The sequence below is a fragment of the Ruegeria sp. CDSB136 genome, assembly GCF_059610965.1.
The window spans coordinates 88,423-105,950 of sequence record NZ_JBXWOP010000007.1; the positions used below are offsets into that span (position 1 = coordinate 88,423).

Consider the following 17,528-nt stretch of genomic DNA (forward strand, 5'->3'; position numbering starts at 1 on the left):
CGTTGTCTCATCCCTTGGGACGATGGTTTTACCATAATGTTGCTGATACCGAACTCCGCAAAGGAGTATCAATATGCCGAACCCGCCGATTGTCCTTGATAATACAACGGTTTCAGAACACCTGGGCAAGCTGGATGTGGTCCAAGCGATGCGCACGCTGTTCACCGATCTTGGTGAAGCCCGTGCGGTACAACCACCGCAGACCGTGACCGAGTTTCCGGGGGGCGGCGATTTCATAACCTATCTCGGTGCGCTTGAGGGGGCCGGTGTGTTCGGGGCGAAGTTGTCGCCTTACCTGCCGCGCGCCAATGGACCCATCATCACCGCCTGGACTGTTCTGATGTCCATCGAAGATGGTCGGCCATTGGCGTTGATCGACGCAGGCGTGCTGACCACCGAGCGCACGGCCGCCACGACCGCATTGGCGGTGGATGAGCTGGCTCCGACCGGCCGCCCGCTGACGCTGGCCATCATCGGAACAGGTCAGGTCGCACAGGCGCACATGCGCCATGTGGCCGGTCTGCGCGACTGGGCAGAGGTGCGCATCTACTCGCCGGGTTTGGGTGAAAACGCGGATATTCAGGCGACATGGAAAATGCTGTGCCCTGACGCCAAGTTGGCCTCGAGTTCCAGGCAGGCTATTGCACAGGCCGATGTTGTCATGCTGTGCACGTCATCGGGTAGTCCGGTCATTTCCACGGAAGATATAGCGGTCGATGCGCTGGTGACATCGATCAGCACCAATGTTGCCCGTGCGCATGAAGTTGATCCGACCTTTCTGGCATCCGCGCAGGTCTATTGCGACTACCGGGAAACAACCCCTGATACGGCCGGCGAGATGCTGATTGCGGTGGAACGACACAACTGGAGCAAGACCGCGATCCTTGGCGATCTTGCGGAACTCTGTACGGGCAGGTGCCCGCGGCCAAAGGCAGGGGCTGCGGTCTTCTTCCGCTCTGTCGGGTTGGGGCTGGAGGACATCGCCGTGGCAAAAGCCGTTTTTGACCAGACTTCAGCCTGAGGAGAGCGCACATGTTCATCGAACCGTTCAAAGTCGAAATCTGGATGAATGAGTGGGAAACCCGCTGTACCCACAATCTTGCCGAAACCTGCGTGGCCAGCATCACGATCGATCAGCTGTTGCAACTGTCCGGACTTAATCAAAACGACTTGTCCGAACTGCTGCCAATGAAAATGACCTACGGTGCGATCGAAGGGTCAATCCGCCTGCGTCAGGCCATTTCAGATCTCTATGACGATCGGAACGTCGAAGATATCACCATTACCCACGGCACGATTGCGGCCAATATGCTAGTGCATAAGGCAGTGGTTTCGCGCGGGGACCGGGTGGTTTCGATTGTGCCGACCTATCAGCAACACTATTCGATCCCCGCCAGTATCGGAGCCGATGTTCAGATTCTGCCACTGCGCGCGGAAGACGCATTCCTGCCTGATCTGGACCGGTTACGTGAACTGGTGACACCGGAAACCAGACTGATTGCCCTGACAAACCCCAACAATCCGACGGGTGCGCTGATCGAACGGCCAATGTTGCTGGACATTGCCGAGATTGCACGTTCTGTCGGCGCATATGTCCTGTGTGACGAAGTCTATCGCGGCACCGGGCAGGAGGGCGACGGCATGTCGCCTTCAATTGTGGACATCTACGAAAAGGGGATCAGTACGGCGAGTACATCGAAAGCGTTTTCGCTGGCCGGGTTGCGCGTCGGTTGGGTGGTGGCCCCGAAAGAGGTGACCGAGCAGATCCTGATCCACCGTGATTTCGATACGATCTCGGTCGGTATGATCAACGATCACTTTGCTGCCATCGCATTGGAGAACCAGCATAAGGTTCTGGCCCGCAGTCACCGGATCACGCGGGGGAATCTTGCTGTGCTGAACGCATGGATTGCCACGCAGCCGCGCGTTGATTGGGTCAAACCCCGCGCCGGGACAACCGCGATGTTGAAACTCGACATACCGATCAGCTCACGCGAATTCTGTGTCGAATTGGTGCAGACAACCGGAGTGATGCTGACCCCGGGCGACGCCTTTGACATGGAAGGTGATGTCCGCATCGGTTTTGCCAATGACCCCGATGTGCTGCGGGAGGGTTTGGAAAAACTGTCAGAGTATCTGATAAGCCGCTTTGGTCGCGCCGATGGTGGTTTCGTCGCAGACGTCTGGGAAGAATAAAGCCGGGCTTGGTGGTGCTGGTTTGACTATTTTTGTCCGGATGCAGCCTTTCGCACGATTGGTAACGCACCGGGTCAAAACGCCGATCAGAAACGGCACGCCGCTTTTGCGGTTTATTCCGAGTAGCGCATCTCCATCTCGTCGTAATGTGCTTTCTGAACTGCGTTCTGACGGATTTCGAAACTGGCGACGGGTCCGCTTTCGTCCATGCGGCCGTTGGCCTGAAGCATCGACAGCGCGTCGTTCATGCCCTTCAGTGCGCCCTGCAACGCGACATTGGCATATAGGACCAGGCCAAACCCCATTTCGTCCAGACCAGAGAATTCGATGATTGGAGTTTTGCCGCCTACAACCAGATTGATCAGCTGTGGCGTGCCTGCAAGCCGCTTGGGAATGCTGCGAATATCGTCAAGGCTGCGCGGTGCCTCGATAAATGTGATGTCAGCCCCGTCTTCGATGAAGGCTTCCGCGCGTTCAATGGCGGCGTCGAACCCTTGGGTCGCACAGGCATCGGTGCGCGCGACAATAAGGAAGTTTGGGTCGTGGCGGGCGTCTGCTGCGGCCTTGATACGGCTGCGCGCCTCTGTCAGATCGACCACATCCTTGCCGGAGAAGTGACCGCAGCGTTTGGGATTAACCTGATCCTCAAGTTGAATGGCGCTGGCGCCGGCGCGTTCCAGCGTGCGCACGGTATGGTGGACGTTCAGGGCATTGCCGAAACCGGTATCCGCATCAACCACAATGGGCAGTTCGGTGCTGTTGCGGATGGCCGATGTGTGCTGGGCGATCTCGGGCAGCGAGATGAAGCCCAGATCGGGCATGCCCAGATAGGTGTTGGTCAGCCCCGCGCCCGAGATATAGACGGCTTCAAACCCCAACTGGTCGATCACGCGTGCCGCAAGAGCATTGGCTGCGCCGGGCATCAGAACGGCTTTGCCCGTGTTCAGGCGTTCACGGAATGCTTTGTTGATCTCATGGTTCATCATCGGCGCGCCCTCCGGTTCAATGGTCTGCCTGCCTGCCTAGCGAAGCCTGCGGTACGAGGCAAGTTGCTGTGAGTTGCGTTCTGTCAGGTGAAACAGTGCCGTCAGCTCGTGGTCAGACTGCGCGCAAGACTTTCCAGCAGCGGGACAGTATTTGCCCGCGCCTCGGCATCGAACCTGTTGGCCAGACCGGACACTGTCAGGGCGCCGATGAGATCGCCGTTTGCATCAAAAACAGGGGTCGCGACAGAGGAGATGTTGGGATTTGTCTGACCGACTGAACTGACCGTGCCGTTCTTGTTGAACTTGGCCAGGTCACCGACATCCTCGCCCGAGAAATGCCTCAAGACCAGCCCGGAAGCCCCGGTAGACAATTGCAGGCGCATACCTTCCTCAACATGGAATCGCAGCAGGTTAGGGGAATTTTCCCTGTATAAACAGATACGTTCATTGCCCGAGCGGACATAGAACGAGGCGGTTTCCCCAGTTGCTTCAGCCAGGATTTTTAGCGATGGCGCGACGTGTTCGCGCTTGGTGAAATCGCGCCGGAATATCAACCCCAGCCGCCATACGCTGGGGCCGACACTGAACATACCGTCACTATCGCGCTGGATGAAGCCATAGATCATCATCGAGTTGGTCAGCCGCAGGATCGTGCTTTTGTGCAGGCCTGTCTCTTCGGCCAACTCTGCAAGAGACATGATTGGGCGCTGTGTCGAAAAGGCGCTGAGGATGGACATGGCACGTTCGACGGATTCGGTTCTGTTCGCGGGCATAGCATTCTGCCAGGTGAAACGGGGTTAGATCGATCTTGCTGATATCCAGCCGCAATGTCTAGCTTGTCGGCAAATCAGGAGGCAACCGTGACAATCGCAACCTACAAACCGATCGCCAACACATCTTTGCGGGCCGTGGACTATTGCGGCCTATTGGGTCCCGAATTTCGAAAGCTTCCTTATTCTCTAAGGGTTCTGGCGGAAAATGCTGCGCGTCATTCCGAAGGAGGCGCTGCGGCGCTGGATGTGCTCCGGCGCTCTAGCGAGGCTGTGCCGTTCCGTCCTGCACGCCTTTTGCTGCATGACATGCTGGGAATTCCGGCGCTGATCGACATCATGGCCATGCGCAACCGGCTGGAGGAGGTGGGCGGAAATCCGGACATGGTTGATATGAGCCTGCCGGTCGACCTGGTTATCGACCATTCCATGTCGATCAACCATTGGGCGGACAAGTTTGCGCTGGCCAAGAACATGGACCGAGAGTTTGAGGTCAACCGCGAGCGTTTCGCTTTTCTAAAAGCCTGTGAAGCACGGTTCCCCCGACTGCGGGTCATTCCGCCGGGGGGTGGGATTTGCCATCAGGTCAATCTGGAATATCTCGGGCAGACTGTTTTGCCATCCAACGAGACCCCCGATGTTCTGATCCCGGACTCCAGCCTTGGCACTGACAGCCACACGCCGATGATCAACGCGTTGGGGATCATGGGCTGGGGCATTGGGGGGCTAGAGGCCGAAGCGCTGCTGTTCGGTGAGACCACCCCGGTCAATGTGCCCCGCGTCATCGGGCTTGAGGTAACGGGCAACCCGTCCGACGATGTCACCGCCACTGACATTGCGCTGGTCATCGCCGAGAAACTGCGCGCCATCGGCGTGGTCGACACCTTTGTTGAGCTGTTTGGCACCGGTTATTCCGCGCTGAGCGTCGCCGACCGCGCCACCATTGCAAACATGGCGCCGGAATATGGTTCCACTATGGTGTTCTGCCCGGTTGACGAGCGCACCATCGGGTATTTGCGCCAGACCGGCCGCAGTGATAGTGCCACACTGGCCGAGAGCTACTGCAAGGCGCAAAACCTGTGGGTCGATGGTACGGATGCGGCCATTGAATACGAGCAGGTGATTGAATTGAACCTCGATAAGGTTGGCCGGTCCGTTTCGGGCCCGTCCCGGCCGGAACAGCGGATTGACCTGTCCGCCGCTGCTGAGCGTCTGACTTTTGAGGGCGAAACGGACCGTCGGGTTCCGGTCCCGAATGCCGATCACGACATCGGTGACGGCGATGTGATCATCGCTGCGATCACCAGCTGCACCAACACCGCCAACCCGCGCAACATGGTTCTAGCCGGGCTGGTGGCCCGAAACGCCGTGGCGCGCGGCCTGACCGTCAAGCCACATGTCAAAACTTCGCTGGCTCCGGGTTCGCGGGTGGTGGCCAAATACCTGGCTGAAAGCGGCCTGCAGGCGCCGTTGGACGCTCTCGGGTTCGAAGTTGCGGCATTTTCCTGTTCGACCTGCAACGGCATGTCGGGACCGCTGCATCCAGATCACGAAGCGGCGATCAAGGACAATGATGTCAAAGGGATCGCGGTCCTTTCCGGAAACCGGAACTTTGCCGGGCGCATTCACCCGCTGGCTTCGCGCAACATGATTGCCTCGCCGCCGCTGGTCGTGGCCTATGCGCTGATGGGTACGATCCATAAGGACATTACGACCGAGCCCCTGGGGGTGGGCCGGGACGGCAAGCCGGTGATGCTGAATGATCTGTGGCCCTCGGCGGATGAGGTGACGCGGATTGTCGAGACTTATGTCACACCTGACGAGTTTCGCGACAACTACGCTGCAATCGGAGATGTGAACGACCAGTGGAACGCGATGGAGGTTGGCACCGGAACATATGAATGGGTGCCTTCGACCTATGTCTCATTTCCACCCTTTGTGAAGGGTATTCGCCCCGAGAACGCCGGAATCGAACCGCTGCAGGGCCTGCGTCCGCTGGCCATTCTGGGCGATAGTGTCACGACCGACCATATATCGCCGTCTGGTATCATCACGACCGATTCTGAGGCCGGGCAGTTCCTTCAGGCAAAGGGTGTCACCGAACGCGACTTCAACTCGTTCGGGACCCGCCGTGGATGTTCGGATGTGGTTATCCGTTCGACCTTTGCAAACTACCGTCTGCGCAACGAGATGACCCCGGACAAAGAAGGCTCGTGGACCCGGATCGAGCCTGAAGGTGAGGTTAAATCGGTCTTCAAGGCGATTGAGACCTATCTGGACCGGGATCAGAAACTGGTGGTGATCGGCGGCAAAGAATATGGCTGCGGTTCTTCCCGGGACACGGCGGCAAAGGCCCCCTGGCTTGCCGGAATACGCGCCGTGATCTGTGAGAGCTTTGAGCGGATCCACCGCTCGAATCTTGTAAACATGGGGATTGCGCCGCTGTGTTTCCCGGAGGGCGTGAACCGCAGGACGCTGCAACTTGACGGATCCGAGACTTTTGACATCGACTTCAGCGATGATCTGACCGAGGCCAAGCTGACCATCCACAGAAAGGATGGTCGCACGGATACCACGCCGCTGGATTTGCGTCTGTACAATGACGGTGAGCGTGCGACCTTTGCCGAGGGCGGTCTGTTGCCGCGTGCATTCCGCGGATTTCTGGCGGGGGCGGCGTGATGGCGGAACGTTTACGGGCCGCGTTTTATCGCGGCGGTACATCCAAGGCTGTAGTGTTCAACGGTGCAGATCTGCCCAGGGACCGGGCCGCGCGCGATCGCATTTTCCTGCATGTCCTGGGAAGCCCCGACCCCAACGGGCGCCAGCTGAACGGCATGGGTGGCGGGTTGTCGTCATTGTCCAAGGTGGTCATCGTCGAGCCTTCGGATCGTGACGATGCGGACGTGGATTATACCTTCGTGCAGATCGCCGTGGACGAACCGGTCGCCGATTACGGCTCGGCCTGCGGAAACATGTCCTCCTGCGTCGGCCCTTTCGCGGTTGAGGAAGGCATGGTGCAGGTTGCAGCGGATCAAAGTGAGGTGCTGGTCCGCATATTCAGCACCAATACCAATGGCGTTTATCACGCGCGCTTTCCGGTGCGGGACGGTCAGCCCGTCGAACAGGGCACGCTTGAAATTCCCGGTGTGGCGGGAACCGGGGCGAAAGTGACGATAGATTTCCTTGCACCCGGTGGGGCCGGAACCGGCAAGCTGCTGCCGACGGGCAATGCGCTGGATACGCTTCAGATCGAAGGGTTCGGAGCGCTGGAGGTCTCACTGATCGACGCGGCCAATCCGGTAGTGTTTTTCCGCGCTGCTGATCTGCACAAAACCGCCACCGAACGCCCCCAGGATCTGGATGGTGATCCGGACTTTATGGCTCTGGTCGAAGAAATTCGCGTTGCTGGTGCTGTTGCAATGGGAATGGCTCCGTCGCGCAAGGACGTAAAACGCTCCAGCCCGAAAGTGGCGATGCTCGGTGCGCCCGCTGAGTTCACGGCGCTGGATGGCAGCCTGCACAAAAAGGACAGCCATGACATCAATGTTCGGCTCGTGTCGATGGGCAACTTTCATCGCGCGATTACTCTGACGGGGGCCATGTGCACCGCCGTTGCAGCCCAGATACCGGGCAGCCTGGTGCAAAGGATCGCGCAACCTGAGGGTCAGGAGTTACGCATTGGAAACCCATCGGGTGACTTGCCAACCATCGCGGATGTCCGGCCAGGTCCGTCGGGACCCGAGGCAATATCGGCCGGTACTTTCCGCACACAGAGGCGAATTATGGAAGGGGCCGTCCTTTACCCATCCGAATTGATGGAGGAAGCGCATTGACCAGTTTCCAGACCAGCCGACCTACGGCGGATCTGAGTGATGCCCATCCGGACAAGGTGCGCCCTGTACTGCAACGGTTCAACGATTACGGTGCAAAACGCAGCTTTTCGGGGCGTATTCATACTGCTGTGACAGCGGAAGATACCCGTCTGATTCAAGAGAAACTCTTTACTTTACAGGGAAATGGCGGTGTCATCGTAGTTGATGGCGGTGGGTCACTCCGAACAGCTATGTTGGGGGACATGATGGCGGAGAGGTTGATCGCCAACGGGTGGGCCGGGATCGTCATCAATGGTGCTGTCCGCGACAGCAAGCGTCTGGCGCAGCTCGACCTTGGCATCAAAGCGCTGGGCGTAACTCCGGTTCGGTCCGCCAAGACAGGGATCGGCGCAATAGACGTTCCGGTTGCCTTTGGCAGCGTGCTCTTCGAGCCCGGAAGTTACATCTACTGCGATGAAGACGGTATCCTGATTGCGGAGGAACCACTTTAAACAAAACAAGGAAATGCCAGCCAATGGGAGGAAATCATGGCAAAATTCAATCTAACCCGCAGGACATTTGCGGCTGCCGCCGTGGCGGCGGTTTCACTTGGCGCGCCGACACTGGCGCACGCGGAACAAGTCGTTGAAAGTATCCACTTTCTGATCCCCGGCGGTGCCGGCGGCGGCTGGGATGGTACCGCGCGTGGTACTGGCGAGGCACTGACGGAATCGGGGCTGGTCGGATCGGCCAGCTACGAGAACATGTCAGGCGGCGGCGGTGGCAAGGCCATCGGTTATCTGATCGAAAACGCCGACAGCAACCACGGCACGCTTATGGTCAACTCGACCCCAATCGTGATTCGGTCGTTAACGGGCATCTTCCCACAGAACTTCCGCGATCTGACCCTTGTGGCCGGGACCATCGGTGACTACGCGGCGCTTGTGGTCGCGGCAGACGGCCCGATTCAGGACCTGAACGGGTTGATCGAGGCCTTCAACGCCGACCCGAACGGCGTTGCCGTGGGTGGTGGTTCGGTGCCCGGCGGTATGGATCATCTGGTCGCCGCCATGGTTTTTCAGGCGGCTGGTGCTGACCCAGTGGCCATGAAATACGTCCCCTATGACGGCGGCGGTGCGACCATGGCCGGTTTGCTGTCGGGTGAGGTACAGGCCGTTTCGACGGGCTTCTCGGAAGCGGTGGAATTGGCCAAGGCCGGTGAGGTGCGCATAATCGGCGTGACCTCGGACGAGCGTGTGGACGCTTATCCCGATGCTCCGACCATGAAAGAGCAGGGCAACGACACCACGTTCGTCAACTGGCGTGGGTTCTTTGCCGCACCCGGACTGCCGGAAGACAAGCTGGCCATGTATCAGGATGCGTTGACCAAAATGTACGACACGCCGGAATGGGTGGCAGTCCGCGATCGTAACGGTTGGGTCGATATCCACAACAACGGTGATGATTTCCGTGCGTTCCTGGAGCAGCAGGAACAGGAAATCGGCGACCTGATGAAGAAGCTGGGCTTCCTCTGACGCGGTCTGCGATATCCTGAAAAACGGGTGCCCGGCTGTGTGCCGGACACCTCAAACAAAAAAAGGGGAGGGGATGGAAATGGCACTGGATCGCTGGATTGCACTTGTCATTCTTCTGATCTGTCTGGCCTATGGCTATACCGCCTATTTCACCATGGACGACCTGTTGCCGCCAATCATGCGGCGCAGCCCGATCTGGCCGTCGAGCTTTCCCAAGGTGTTGGCCATAGGTGCTATTCTGATGTCGGTGTCCATTATTCTGGGGTTGGAAAAAACACCTGAGAAACAAGATGCGGCGGACATCAATCTGGCGAAGCTGCATGAATACAAGTTGGGTCAGGCGTTTCTGCTGGTGGCCTTGATGGTCGGTTATGCGCTGCTGCTGCGTCCGCTTGGATTTCTGGTCTCGACCTTCCTCTTTCTCACGGTGGGAAGCTTCATTCTCGGCGAGCGCCGGTACGTGCTGATGGTCATTGTCAGTGCCATTGCCGCCGGGGTGGTCTGGTATCTGGTGGAAGTGATACTTGGCATTTTCCTCAGCCCGTTTCCCGGATTTCTGAACGCGATGGCAAACGGAGGCTGACATGCTTGAAGGACTCATGATGGGCCTCGCGACGGCCTTTACGTTCACAAACATTCTTATGGTGATCGGCGGCTGCCTGATCGGTACGTTCATTGGCATGCTGCCGGGTCTGGGGCCGATGTCGATCATTGCGATCATGATCCCGATCGCGATTACCATCGGCGACCCGTCGGCCGCATTGATCCTGCTGGCCGGTGTCTACTATGGCGCCGTCTTCGGAGGATCGACATCATCGATCCTGATCAACGCGCCAGGGGTGGCCTCGACAGTTGCAACCAGTTTCGACGGCTACCCGCTGGCCCGTTCGGGGCAGGCAGGCAAGGCGCTGACCGTCGCCGCAATCTCGTCCTTTGCCGGGGGCACGATCGGGGCGGTGCTGCTGATGGTCTTTGCGCCGGCTCTGGCCTCGGTGGCACTGCTGTTTCATTCCTCGGAGTATTTCGCGCTGATGGTCGTCGGTCTTTCGGCCATTGCCGCCTTTGCCGGAACGGGGCAGGTCAGCAAAGCGCTGTTGATGACCTTCCTGGGTCTGATCATGGCGACGGTGGGCGAAGGTGTGCTGTTCAACGCGCCGCGCTTCACCATGGGCATCATGGACCTGCAGTCGGGCTTTGGTTTCATCACGCTGGCCATGGCAATGTTTGCTTTGCCGGAAGCGATCTACCTTGTTCTGGACCCCAACCGGTCGAAAACCGGGGATGGCGATAGTGGTGAAATCACGAACCTGAGAATTGACCGCAGCGAGGCGAGAAAGATAGCCCCGGTCATCGGACGCCAGTCCATTCAAGGGTTCTTCATCGGCGTTTTGCCGGGGGCCGGGGCGACGATTGCCTCTTTCCTTGGCTATGCGGTGGAACGCAACATCGCGCCGAAGGAAGAACAGGAGCGCTTTGGCAAGGGCGAGATCAAGGGTATCGCCGCACCGGAAAGCGCAAACAACGCCGCCTGTACCGGGTCGTTTGTACCGCTTCTGACGCTGGGCATTCCCGGGTCGGGTACCACAGCGATCCTTCTTGGGGCATTGATCGCGCTGAATGTCAGCCCCGGACCGCGCCTGATGATCGACGAGCCGCAGATTTTCTGGGCCGTCATCATTTCGATGTATCTTGGAAATCTGGTGCTACTGATCCTGAACCTGCCGCTGATCCCTTATATCGCCAAGGTACTGGCCGTTCCGCGCAACTTTCTGATCCCGTTCATTTTGTTCTTCACGCTCATGGGGGCGTATATCGGGCAGAACAATGCGACCGAATTGCTGATCCTGGTCGGCTTTGGAGTTTGCGCGACGATCCTGCGCTTTGCCGATTATCCTCTGGCACCTCTGTTGATCGGGTTCATTCTTGGACCCTTGCTTGAGAACAACTTTTCGCGCGCGATGCAGCTTTACGATGGCATGAGCTTTATCTGGCAACGACCGATGACTTTGGGTCTTCTGGTTCTGGCCGTGCTGCTGGTGTTGCTGCCAAGCTTCCGCCGCCGCCGCGCGCGTGCCCGGGCCGAAGGGGTCGCGGATGGTGACTGAGTTTCAAGCGTTTGTTTGGCCTGCGGGCCAAACAATCCGTCGTTGCTAGTTTGGATCACCGGCAGTGGACGACCGCATCTGGGTGGTTTGATTGAAGCGTTGCCGCGCCCGTGCGATCAGGACCAGGCCCGTGTCAGCATCTCGACTGTAGTATTGCCACTGCGTCATCAAAGGTTTGCGGGCTTTCCTCGGCCCGCGCGGCCAGGTGGGCGCCTTCCAGCAAGGCCAATGTGGCGCGCGCTTCCGCCTCTGGTTCACCAACGCCCGAGATCGACCCATCTGCCTTGCCCAACGTAAAGACCCCTTCGATCCACAAAACCATCATGCTGCGGAATTCGCGAATTTTATCAGTGACTTCATGTGAAAGGCTTTCCCGGCTACTGATCAACGAGACACACAGGCACAGGGTTTTTCCGCCGTTCAATGCTGTGCGATAGAGCGCGATCAACGCGCTTATCTGCTCGCCCGCCGTGTCATACAGCCGCTCAATCTCGGCACAGCGGCCGGACAACTCGCTGTGGTAGCGGACCATCAACGAAATCGTCAGCGCGTCTTTGGTAGGGAAATGGTGATGGATCGAGGCTTTGCGGATGCCCACATCTTTGGCAAGGTCGGCGTAGCTGAACCCGTCAAACCCTTTGCTGCGGGCGGCACGCTCGGCAGAATTCAGCAGAGCCGTCTTTGTATCTGTTTCCATGGCGTCTAAACCCTTTCCCTACGCACCAAAGCCGCTGCGGTTTCTGCCGCTTCCAGCGCGCCTTCAAGATATCCCCCGAATTGCGCGGCTGTTTCCGTGCCGCTGAAAATGATCCGATCCCTCCAGACGCCCCGCATGGCTTGCGGCAATCCGTATCGCGGATGCGTGTACAGAGGTTGCAAGTCCAGGTCGGTAGAGGTGAAGGGGTCGAATGCCCAATCTTTGATGTAAAGCGCATTTGGATTTGCCGCCGTTGAGCCAAACAGGCGCACCAGTTGTGCAAGAACCTGCTGGCGCAACGTCTGTTCATCCGCGCGCATGTGTGGTGGAACGCCAATAAAGCCAAACAGCGCATAAGTACGGCCTTCGGCGGGCGAAGCGTCGTGTATTTCCACCATCGGCCCGCGCCTGCTTATGGCGTCGCCTGATAGTCCCGCCTCGCGCCAAAAGGGCGTGTCGTACACGGCAATCGCCTTTGCCTGTCCAGCCATCCAGGTCGCGACCTCGCGCATGGCGGAGCGAGTTTGCTCGGGTAAAGGTGGATTATAAGTCAGCTCAACCGCGACGCGCGGGGGCAACGCAAGAACCGCACGCTGTGCGCTGATCTGCTGATCCGATTGCGTGGTGGCCAGCACTCCGTTTTCGGATTGCGTCAGCGCGGTGATCCGGGTGGACAGGTGGATCATTCCGGCAGGCACTCGGGCTGCCAGTGCATCGATCAAGGCGGCAAGGCCGCCTTTCAGGCGAAATGACCCTTCCATCGATGAAAATCCCCGGCCGCGCTCGACACGGCCATGCTCATCCTCGAAACTCAGCGCGCCGGTGCTGAATTGTTCGAACCGGTCCAATCCAAGCTGGCCGATCAGCGCTGCAATCCGGGGCTGACCGGGCCAGAACCAAGACGGGCCCAGGTCGAAATAGCCGTCGCCCTGCGCTTCGGTCAGGATGCGCCCGCCCAGACGGGCGCGTGCCTCGGCCACCAGAACGTCCTGCCCCTGATCCATCAGTTGTGTCGCCAGGCTGAGACCCGAAAGCCCTGCACCAATGATAAGCGTATCCGTGCGCATGCCTCAGAACGCCTCACTCAAGGGGCGCAGGTCCAGCTCATGGGTCCAGGTCGAACGCGGCTGCTGCGCCAGTTGCCAATAGGCCTGCGCGATGTCTTCAGGCTTCATCATCTTGGTAGGATCCAGACTGTGGCGATCGCGCGACTGGGCTGTATCAATGATGCCGTCCAGAAGGACATGCGCGACGTGAACACCCGCCGGCTGGTATTCGCGCGCCAGCGATTGTGTCAGTCCGCGCAGGGCAAACTTGGCCGAGGCAAAGGCCGAAAAACGGGCCCCGCCGCGCAGCGATGCGGTTGCCCCCGATACGATCAGGGCACCGCCGCCACCACGGACCATCGGCTGCATCACCGATTGCGCCAGCACGACCAGGGTTTGTACCATCGAGGTCCATGTGCGCTGAAAGTCATCCAGCGTCGTTTCTGCGAAAGGCGCGACTACAAGCTCTGCGGTGTTGTGTACGACAATCTTTGGCGGCCCGTGTTCCGCGATCAGGTCTGCAATGATTGGTGCGGTCAGGTCCGGGTCGGACAGATCGACCTCGTGAAACACGCCGACGGAGTTTTCCGGACGGCTACGGCCAAGACCAACCACCTCCATGCCTTCGGCCTGAAAACGCGACACCAGAGATTGGCCAAGGCCAGCTCCCGCTCCGGCGACAAGCGCCAAGGGTTTTTGTTGGGTCATCGGTTACGCCGCTGGTGGCCGGGCAAACGGCAAATGACCGGTCTTCATCCAGATTTTGGCGCCACTAGGCCCTGCAACGGCTGACAGGCTTTGACCTTCGGGCAGGCGCAACCAGTCGTTCCTGACCAGTTCATCCCCGCTTTCTGTGACCGAGCCGTCGATGATCAGAACCTCGATGCCTCCTGTGGCATCCGACGTCAGCGTCGCGCCCGCATCCAGATGGCAATAGGTGACAACCTCGCGCTCGTCTTTGTGCAGGACCGCCGTGGCGACGCCGTTTTCCGGCGCGGCCAGCTCATCCGCCATTGTCTTGCGGAACTGGTTGCGGTCCTCCATGTCGAATTGCCAGAGTTTGACAAAGATGGTGCACCCGGGCTCCGACCCCGGCGTATGTTGCGTGGTCGGGGGGTTGCGAACGTAGGTGCCTTCGGGAAAGTCGCCGTGTTCGTCCTGAAACACGCCATCAAGAACGATGAACTCCTCGCCTCCTGTATGAGTGTGGGCGGAAAAATGACAGCCCGGCGCATAGCGCACGATTGTGGTGGCGCGTGCAACCTCGTCTCCGATCCGGTCCAGCATCCGGCGCTCTACACCCTTCATGGGCGAGGCTTGCCACGCAAGCTGGTCGGAGTGAACTACAACGCGATCTGAGAAGTCCGAGTTTATTTCCATTGGTCCGATTCCTTCTGCGATGTGTGATGCCGACGACCCGGGGATCAACCCGCTACAGGTGGGCGGTTCGAAAGTTTGGCGCGCCAAGACTGCAGGTTTTCAATCTTTCGGAAATGTCTACCTTTGCAAAATCGGCCAAGGCCGCGCCGATAAATTCGGTGATCGCATGGCAGTGCGAGATGTATGTGCCACCCGCCAGTTCCGGGCAGGGGACCACGGCCTCGGGGTTCCTCGCCTTGAACGCCTTCGTGCAATGCTCGCCGCCCATCATATCCACGGGGACGAATTCAACCCTGTCCTTGGCCCGTTTATCAGCAAGCGCGATACAGGCACAGGCAGGATTTGGGAAACCTTCAACGTCATAGAATTTCATGAGGCATGTCCCTTTGGGCGGATCAATCAACAAGCAACTACCTATCAGTAGGTAGAGAGAAGTCAAGGCACGACCTCACGCAGGCAGCTGTTACCGAGGAGACGGAGCAGGCTTCGAGATTAAACAAAGGGCGACCCATCGGCCGCCCTTGAGATTGAACTTTTGCGCATCAAAGCTTGATACGGAACGCTGCGAAGCCGTCGGCACCGTCGCCGGCGTCTTCAATGCTTACACCTTTGACATCGTTCATATAATCACGAGCCTTGGGCCCGGTTTCGAACAGGACGGTAGTACCCTCCAGCGGGGCAAACGACCAGTTGGCGTCCGCCTTGGGGTCGATTGTTCTCTGCTCGACGATATAGCGAACGATCACATCGCGGTTTGTATCAGGGGCCTCGAAAACAACCGTGTCCCCCAAGGCGCCCGGGAAGGATCCACCGCCCGAGGCGCGGTAGTTGTTGGTGGCGATGATGAACTCCATGTCGTCTGTCACGGGCTCGCCGTTGAACTGAAGGTTCACAATCCGAGCAGCGTCGGGATTGACCTCTTCCCCCTTGGGACCAAAGCGTGAGGGTTGAGACAGGTCGATCTGATAGGTCACGCCGTCCATGACGTCGAAGTTGTAGGACGGGAAGCTTGGGTCCAGCAGGATCGCGTCCTTGGCACCGGGCTCGATCTGATTGAACATGCCTGCCGACCGTTCCAGCCAACCGCGCACCTGCGCCCCGTTGACCCGCACGGCCCGCACGGTGTTGGGGTACAGATACAGGTCTGCCACGTTCTTGATTGCGACATCACCAACCGGGACATCGGTGTAGTAATCTGGTCCACCCCGACCCCCGGCCTTGAAAGGTGCCGCTGCCGACAGGATCGGCAGCCCTTCGTGCTCGGTCCCCTTCAACATCTGATCAATATACCATTTCTGCGCGATCGAGACGATCTGGACCGAAGGGTCATCCGCCACAAGTGCAAAATAACTGTGCAGCGGAGCCGAGGTTTTGCCCACCGCGCGGCGGACATAGGCCAGCGTCTCTTCATGTTCTACGGCAACCGAATCCAGCACTTTCTGATCGTCACCGACAAGAGCCGTAATCGAGCGGTCTTCGTTCCGCTTCGAGATCGGGCGCGCTTCGGAAGTGGTGGTGACGACACGCCATTCGGATCCGTCGCGTTCCAGCAGCAGGTCCAAAATGCCCAGATGCGAACCCCAAAATCCGCCCATGACGGCTGGTTTTCCCATCAGCGTCCCTTTCTCGACATCGATACCGGGGCGATCCGCAAAGGTCGGTGACGGGAAGACCAGGTGATTGTGCCCGGTCACAAGGGCGTCGATCCCGTCAACCCCCGCCAGTGCGACCGAGGCGTTTTCCATACCGTCTGTATGGTCGGCTTCGCCAATCCCCGAATGCGATAGGGCGATAATCAGATCGCAGCCCTGTTCCTGCATTTCTGGGACATAGGCTTTGGCGGTTTCGACGATGTCGCGCGTCTCGACATTGCCATCCAGATGTTTGCGGTCCCAGTTCATGATCTGCGGCGGGGTAAAGCCGATGACGCCGATCTTGATCGGGTGTTTGGTGCCGTCGCCCATCTCAATCTCGCGGTCGAGGATGGTATAGGGCTGAACCAACGTCTTGTCCCCCAGCGGGCCGGCACCCTTTTCCTTGACCACGTTGGCCAGAACAACCGGGAATTCCGCGCCTGCAAGTGCTTTCTCCAAAAAGCTCAGGCCGTAGTTGAATTCGTGGTTGCCTAAGGTGGCCGCGTCATAGCCGACGGTGTTGAACGCCGTTATGATCGGATGGCTGTCGCCCTCGTTCATTCCACGCTCATAGGCGATGTAGTCGCCCATGGGGTTGCCTTGGAGAAAATCGCCGTTGTCGACCAGGAGGGAGTTCGTGGCTTCTGATCGGATCTGATTGATGATCGAAGCGGTGCGCGACAGACCCACCGTGTCGCGGGGCTTATCGGCATAGTAATCATATGGGAACACGTGGACGTGTATATCCGTGGTTTCCATAATCCGCAGGTGCGCCTGATTTCCACTTGCCGATGCCGAGTAGGGATGCAGCACGACAAGCGCTGCGCCAGCCGTGGTCGTGGCAAGAAACTGACGGCGAGAAAGGGCCGTTGTGTTTTTCATAGTCATGGGACACCTGTTGGGTTCGTGTTTCGAAGGTCTTCTGCAAGGTATTGGCGACAGTCTTGTGACAGCGGCCCGGATCAGTCGAAAATAGTCAGAGCTAAAGGTCGGAGACCTCCAGACAGCTTAATGCAAAAAATTACGCTTGTGTGATGGAGAATCGACTGCCGCCGATCCGTGCCCAACTTTTTCTTCTTCTGCAATCTGACCTGGACCCAGAAACTCCGATGCGAACGCACCATGCGACGTGTTGCCTGTTGATCTTCGTTGAGAAGGAGAACTGGCAAGTCAGCCGTTAGAACCATCCTCCGTTTCCCGAGCGAAGTCGCGCCTGAGGTTTCAAAGACGAGCGTGGTAGCAGAACTGGAATGGCCCCAACGGATGGGCCTTTCGAGCGCATCTCTGTGTGCTATGACGATATCGGAATATAGTGCATGCCGTCAAAGTTCCCTGAGACAGAAAACCGGTTTCTGCTAAAAAAACTC

At 58.6% G+C, this 17,528-nt stretch carries 16 protein-coding genes; 8 read left to right on the forward strand and 8 right to left on the reverse strand.

The window, feature by feature from the left end; genetic code table 11:
• Positions 1–73 precede the first annotated feature (73 nt).
• Positions 74–1,021: an ornithine cyclodeaminase family protein gene (locus tag AC2FIR_RS09470; RefSeq protein ID WP_496745874.1), complete on the forward strand. Its 948-nt coding sequence runs from the start codon at positions 74–76 to the stop codon at positions 1,019–1,021.
• Positions 1,022–1,032: 11 nt separating this feature from the next.
• Complete coding sequence (locus AC2FIR_RS09475) at positions 1,033–2,196, forward strand: aminotransferase (protein ID WP_496762210.1); 1,164 nt, start codon at positions 1,033–1,035, stop codon at positions 2,194–2,196.
• Positions 2,197–2,309: 113 nt separating this feature from the next.
• Here the strand turns inward: AC2FIR_RS09475 and AC2FIR_RS09480 are convergent, their stop codons facing one another.
• Both AC2FIR_RS09480 and AC2FIR_RS09485 read right to left on the reverse strand, forming a co-directional pair.
• Positions 2,310–3,182: an isocitrate lyase/PEP mutase family protein gene (locus AC2FIR_RS09480; RefSeq protein WP_170611610.1), complete on the reverse strand. Its 873-nt coding sequence runs from the start codon at positions 3,180–3,182 to the stop codon at positions 2,310–2,312.
• A 101-nt stretch (positions 3,183–3,283) separates the two neighbouring features.
• A complete protein-coding gene (locus AC2FIR_RS09485; protein ID WP_170806780.1) occupies positions 3,284–3,955 on the reverse strand; it encodes an IclR family transcriptional regulator in 672 nt (223 codons plus the stop codon).
• Positions 3,956–4,042: 87 nt separating this feature from the next.
• On the opposite strand from AC2FIR_RS09485, the gene acnA reads away from it, so the two are divergent.
• The 6 genes from acnA to AC2FIR_RS09515 all read left to right on the forward strand — a co-directional run bounded on the left by acnA (position 4,043) and on the right by AC2FIR_RS09515 (position 11,404).
• Positions 4,043–6,631 (forward strand): aconitate hydratase AcnA, encoded by a 2,589-nt coding sequence (acnA, locus tag AC2FIR_RS09490; protein ID WP_496745878.1) that lies wholly within the window; start codon positions 4,043–4,045, stop codon positions 6,629–6,631.
• The gene (locus tag AC2FIR_RS09495) at positions 6,631–7,785 is read left to right on the forward strand and encodes a 2-methylaconitate cis-trans isomerase PrpF family protein (RefSeq protein WP_496745880.1); all 1,155 of its coding nucleotides are present in this window, start codon (positions 6,631–6,633) and stop codon (positions 7,783–7,785) included. Before acnA ends, AC2FIR_RS09495 begins: the two co-directional genes overlap by 1 nt.
• On the forward strand, positions 7,782–8,276 hold the full coding sequence (gene rraA / locus AC2FIR_RS09500) for a ribonuclease E activity regulator RraA (RefSeq protein WP_496745882.1): 495 nt from the start codon (positions 7,782–7,784) through the stop codon (positions 8,274–8,276). Before AC2FIR_RS09495 ends, rraA begins: the two co-directional genes overlap by 4 nt.
• 36 nt (positions 8,277–8,312) lie before the next feature.
• Entirely contained in the window at positions 8,313–9,299 is a 987-nt protein-coding gene (locus AC2FIR_RS09505) for a tripartite tricarboxylate transporter substrate binding protein (RefSeq protein ID WP_480913652.1), read from the forward strand.
• Between the two features lie 79 nt (positions 9,300–9,378).
• Positions 9,379–9,882: a tripartite tricarboxylate transporter TctB family protein gene (locus AC2FIR_RS09510; protein ID WP_480913651.1), complete on the forward strand. Its 504-nt coding sequence runs from the start codon at positions 9,379–9,381 to the stop codon at positions 9,880–9,882.
• Position 9,883: 1 nt separating this feature from the next.
• A complete protein-coding gene (locus AC2FIR_RS09515; RefSeq protein WP_170679147.1) occupies positions 9,884–11,404 on the forward strand; it encodes a tripartite tricarboxylate transporter permease in 1,521 nt (506 codons plus the stop codon).
• Between the two features lie 133 nt (positions 11,405–11,537).
• On the opposite strand, the gene AC2FIR_RS09520 is transcribed toward AC2FIR_RS09515, so the two are convergent.
• The 6 genes from AC2FIR_RS09520 to AC2FIR_RS09545 all read right to left on the reverse strand — a co-directional run bounded on the left by AC2FIR_RS09520 (position 11,538) and on the right by AC2FIR_RS09545 (position 17,049).
• The gene (locus tag AC2FIR_RS09520) at positions 11,538–12,101 is read right to left on the reverse strand and encodes a TetR/AcrR family transcriptional regulator (RefSeq protein WP_496745885.1); all 564 of its coding nucleotides are present in this window, start codon (positions 12,099–12,101) and stop codon (positions 11,538–11,540) included.
• 5 nt (positions 12,102–12,106) lie between these two features.
• Positions 12,107–13,168, reverse strand: a complete 1,062-nt coding sequence (locus AC2FIR_RS09525) for a flavin monoamine oxidase family protein (protein WP_496745887.1) — start codon at positions 13,166–13,168, stop codon at positions 12,107–12,109.
• A gap of 3 nt (positions 13,169–13,171) precedes the next feature.
• Entirely contained in the window at positions 13,172–13,855 is a 684-nt protein-coding gene (locus tag AC2FIR_RS09530; protein ID WP_496745889.1) for an SDR family NAD(P)-dependent oxidoreductase, read from the reverse strand.
• Between the two features lie 3 nt (positions 13,856–13,858).
• Positions 13,859–14,527 carry a cupin domain-containing protein gene (locus AC2FIR_RS09535; RefSeq protein ID WP_496745891.1) on the reverse strand — a complete coding sequence of 223 codons (669 nt, stop codon included), beginning with the start codon at positions 14,525–14,527 and terminating at the stop codon, positions 13,859–13,861.
• A 52-nt stretch (positions 14,528–14,579) separates the two neighbouring features.
• Complete coding sequence (locus tag AC2FIR_RS09540; RefSeq protein WP_480913644.1) at positions 14,580–14,900, reverse strand: thioredoxin domain-containing protein; 321 nt, start codon at positions 14,898–14,900, stop codon at positions 14,580–14,582.
• Positions 14,901–15,069: 169 nt separating this feature from the next.
• Entirely contained in the window at positions 15,070–17,049 is a 1,980-nt protein-coding gene (locus tag AC2FIR_RS09545; RefSeq protein WP_496745894.1) for a bifunctional 2',3'-cyclic-nucleotide 2'-phosphodiesterase/3'-nucleotidase, read from the reverse strand.
• Between the last annotated feature and the right edge of the window lie 479 nt (positions 17,050–17,528).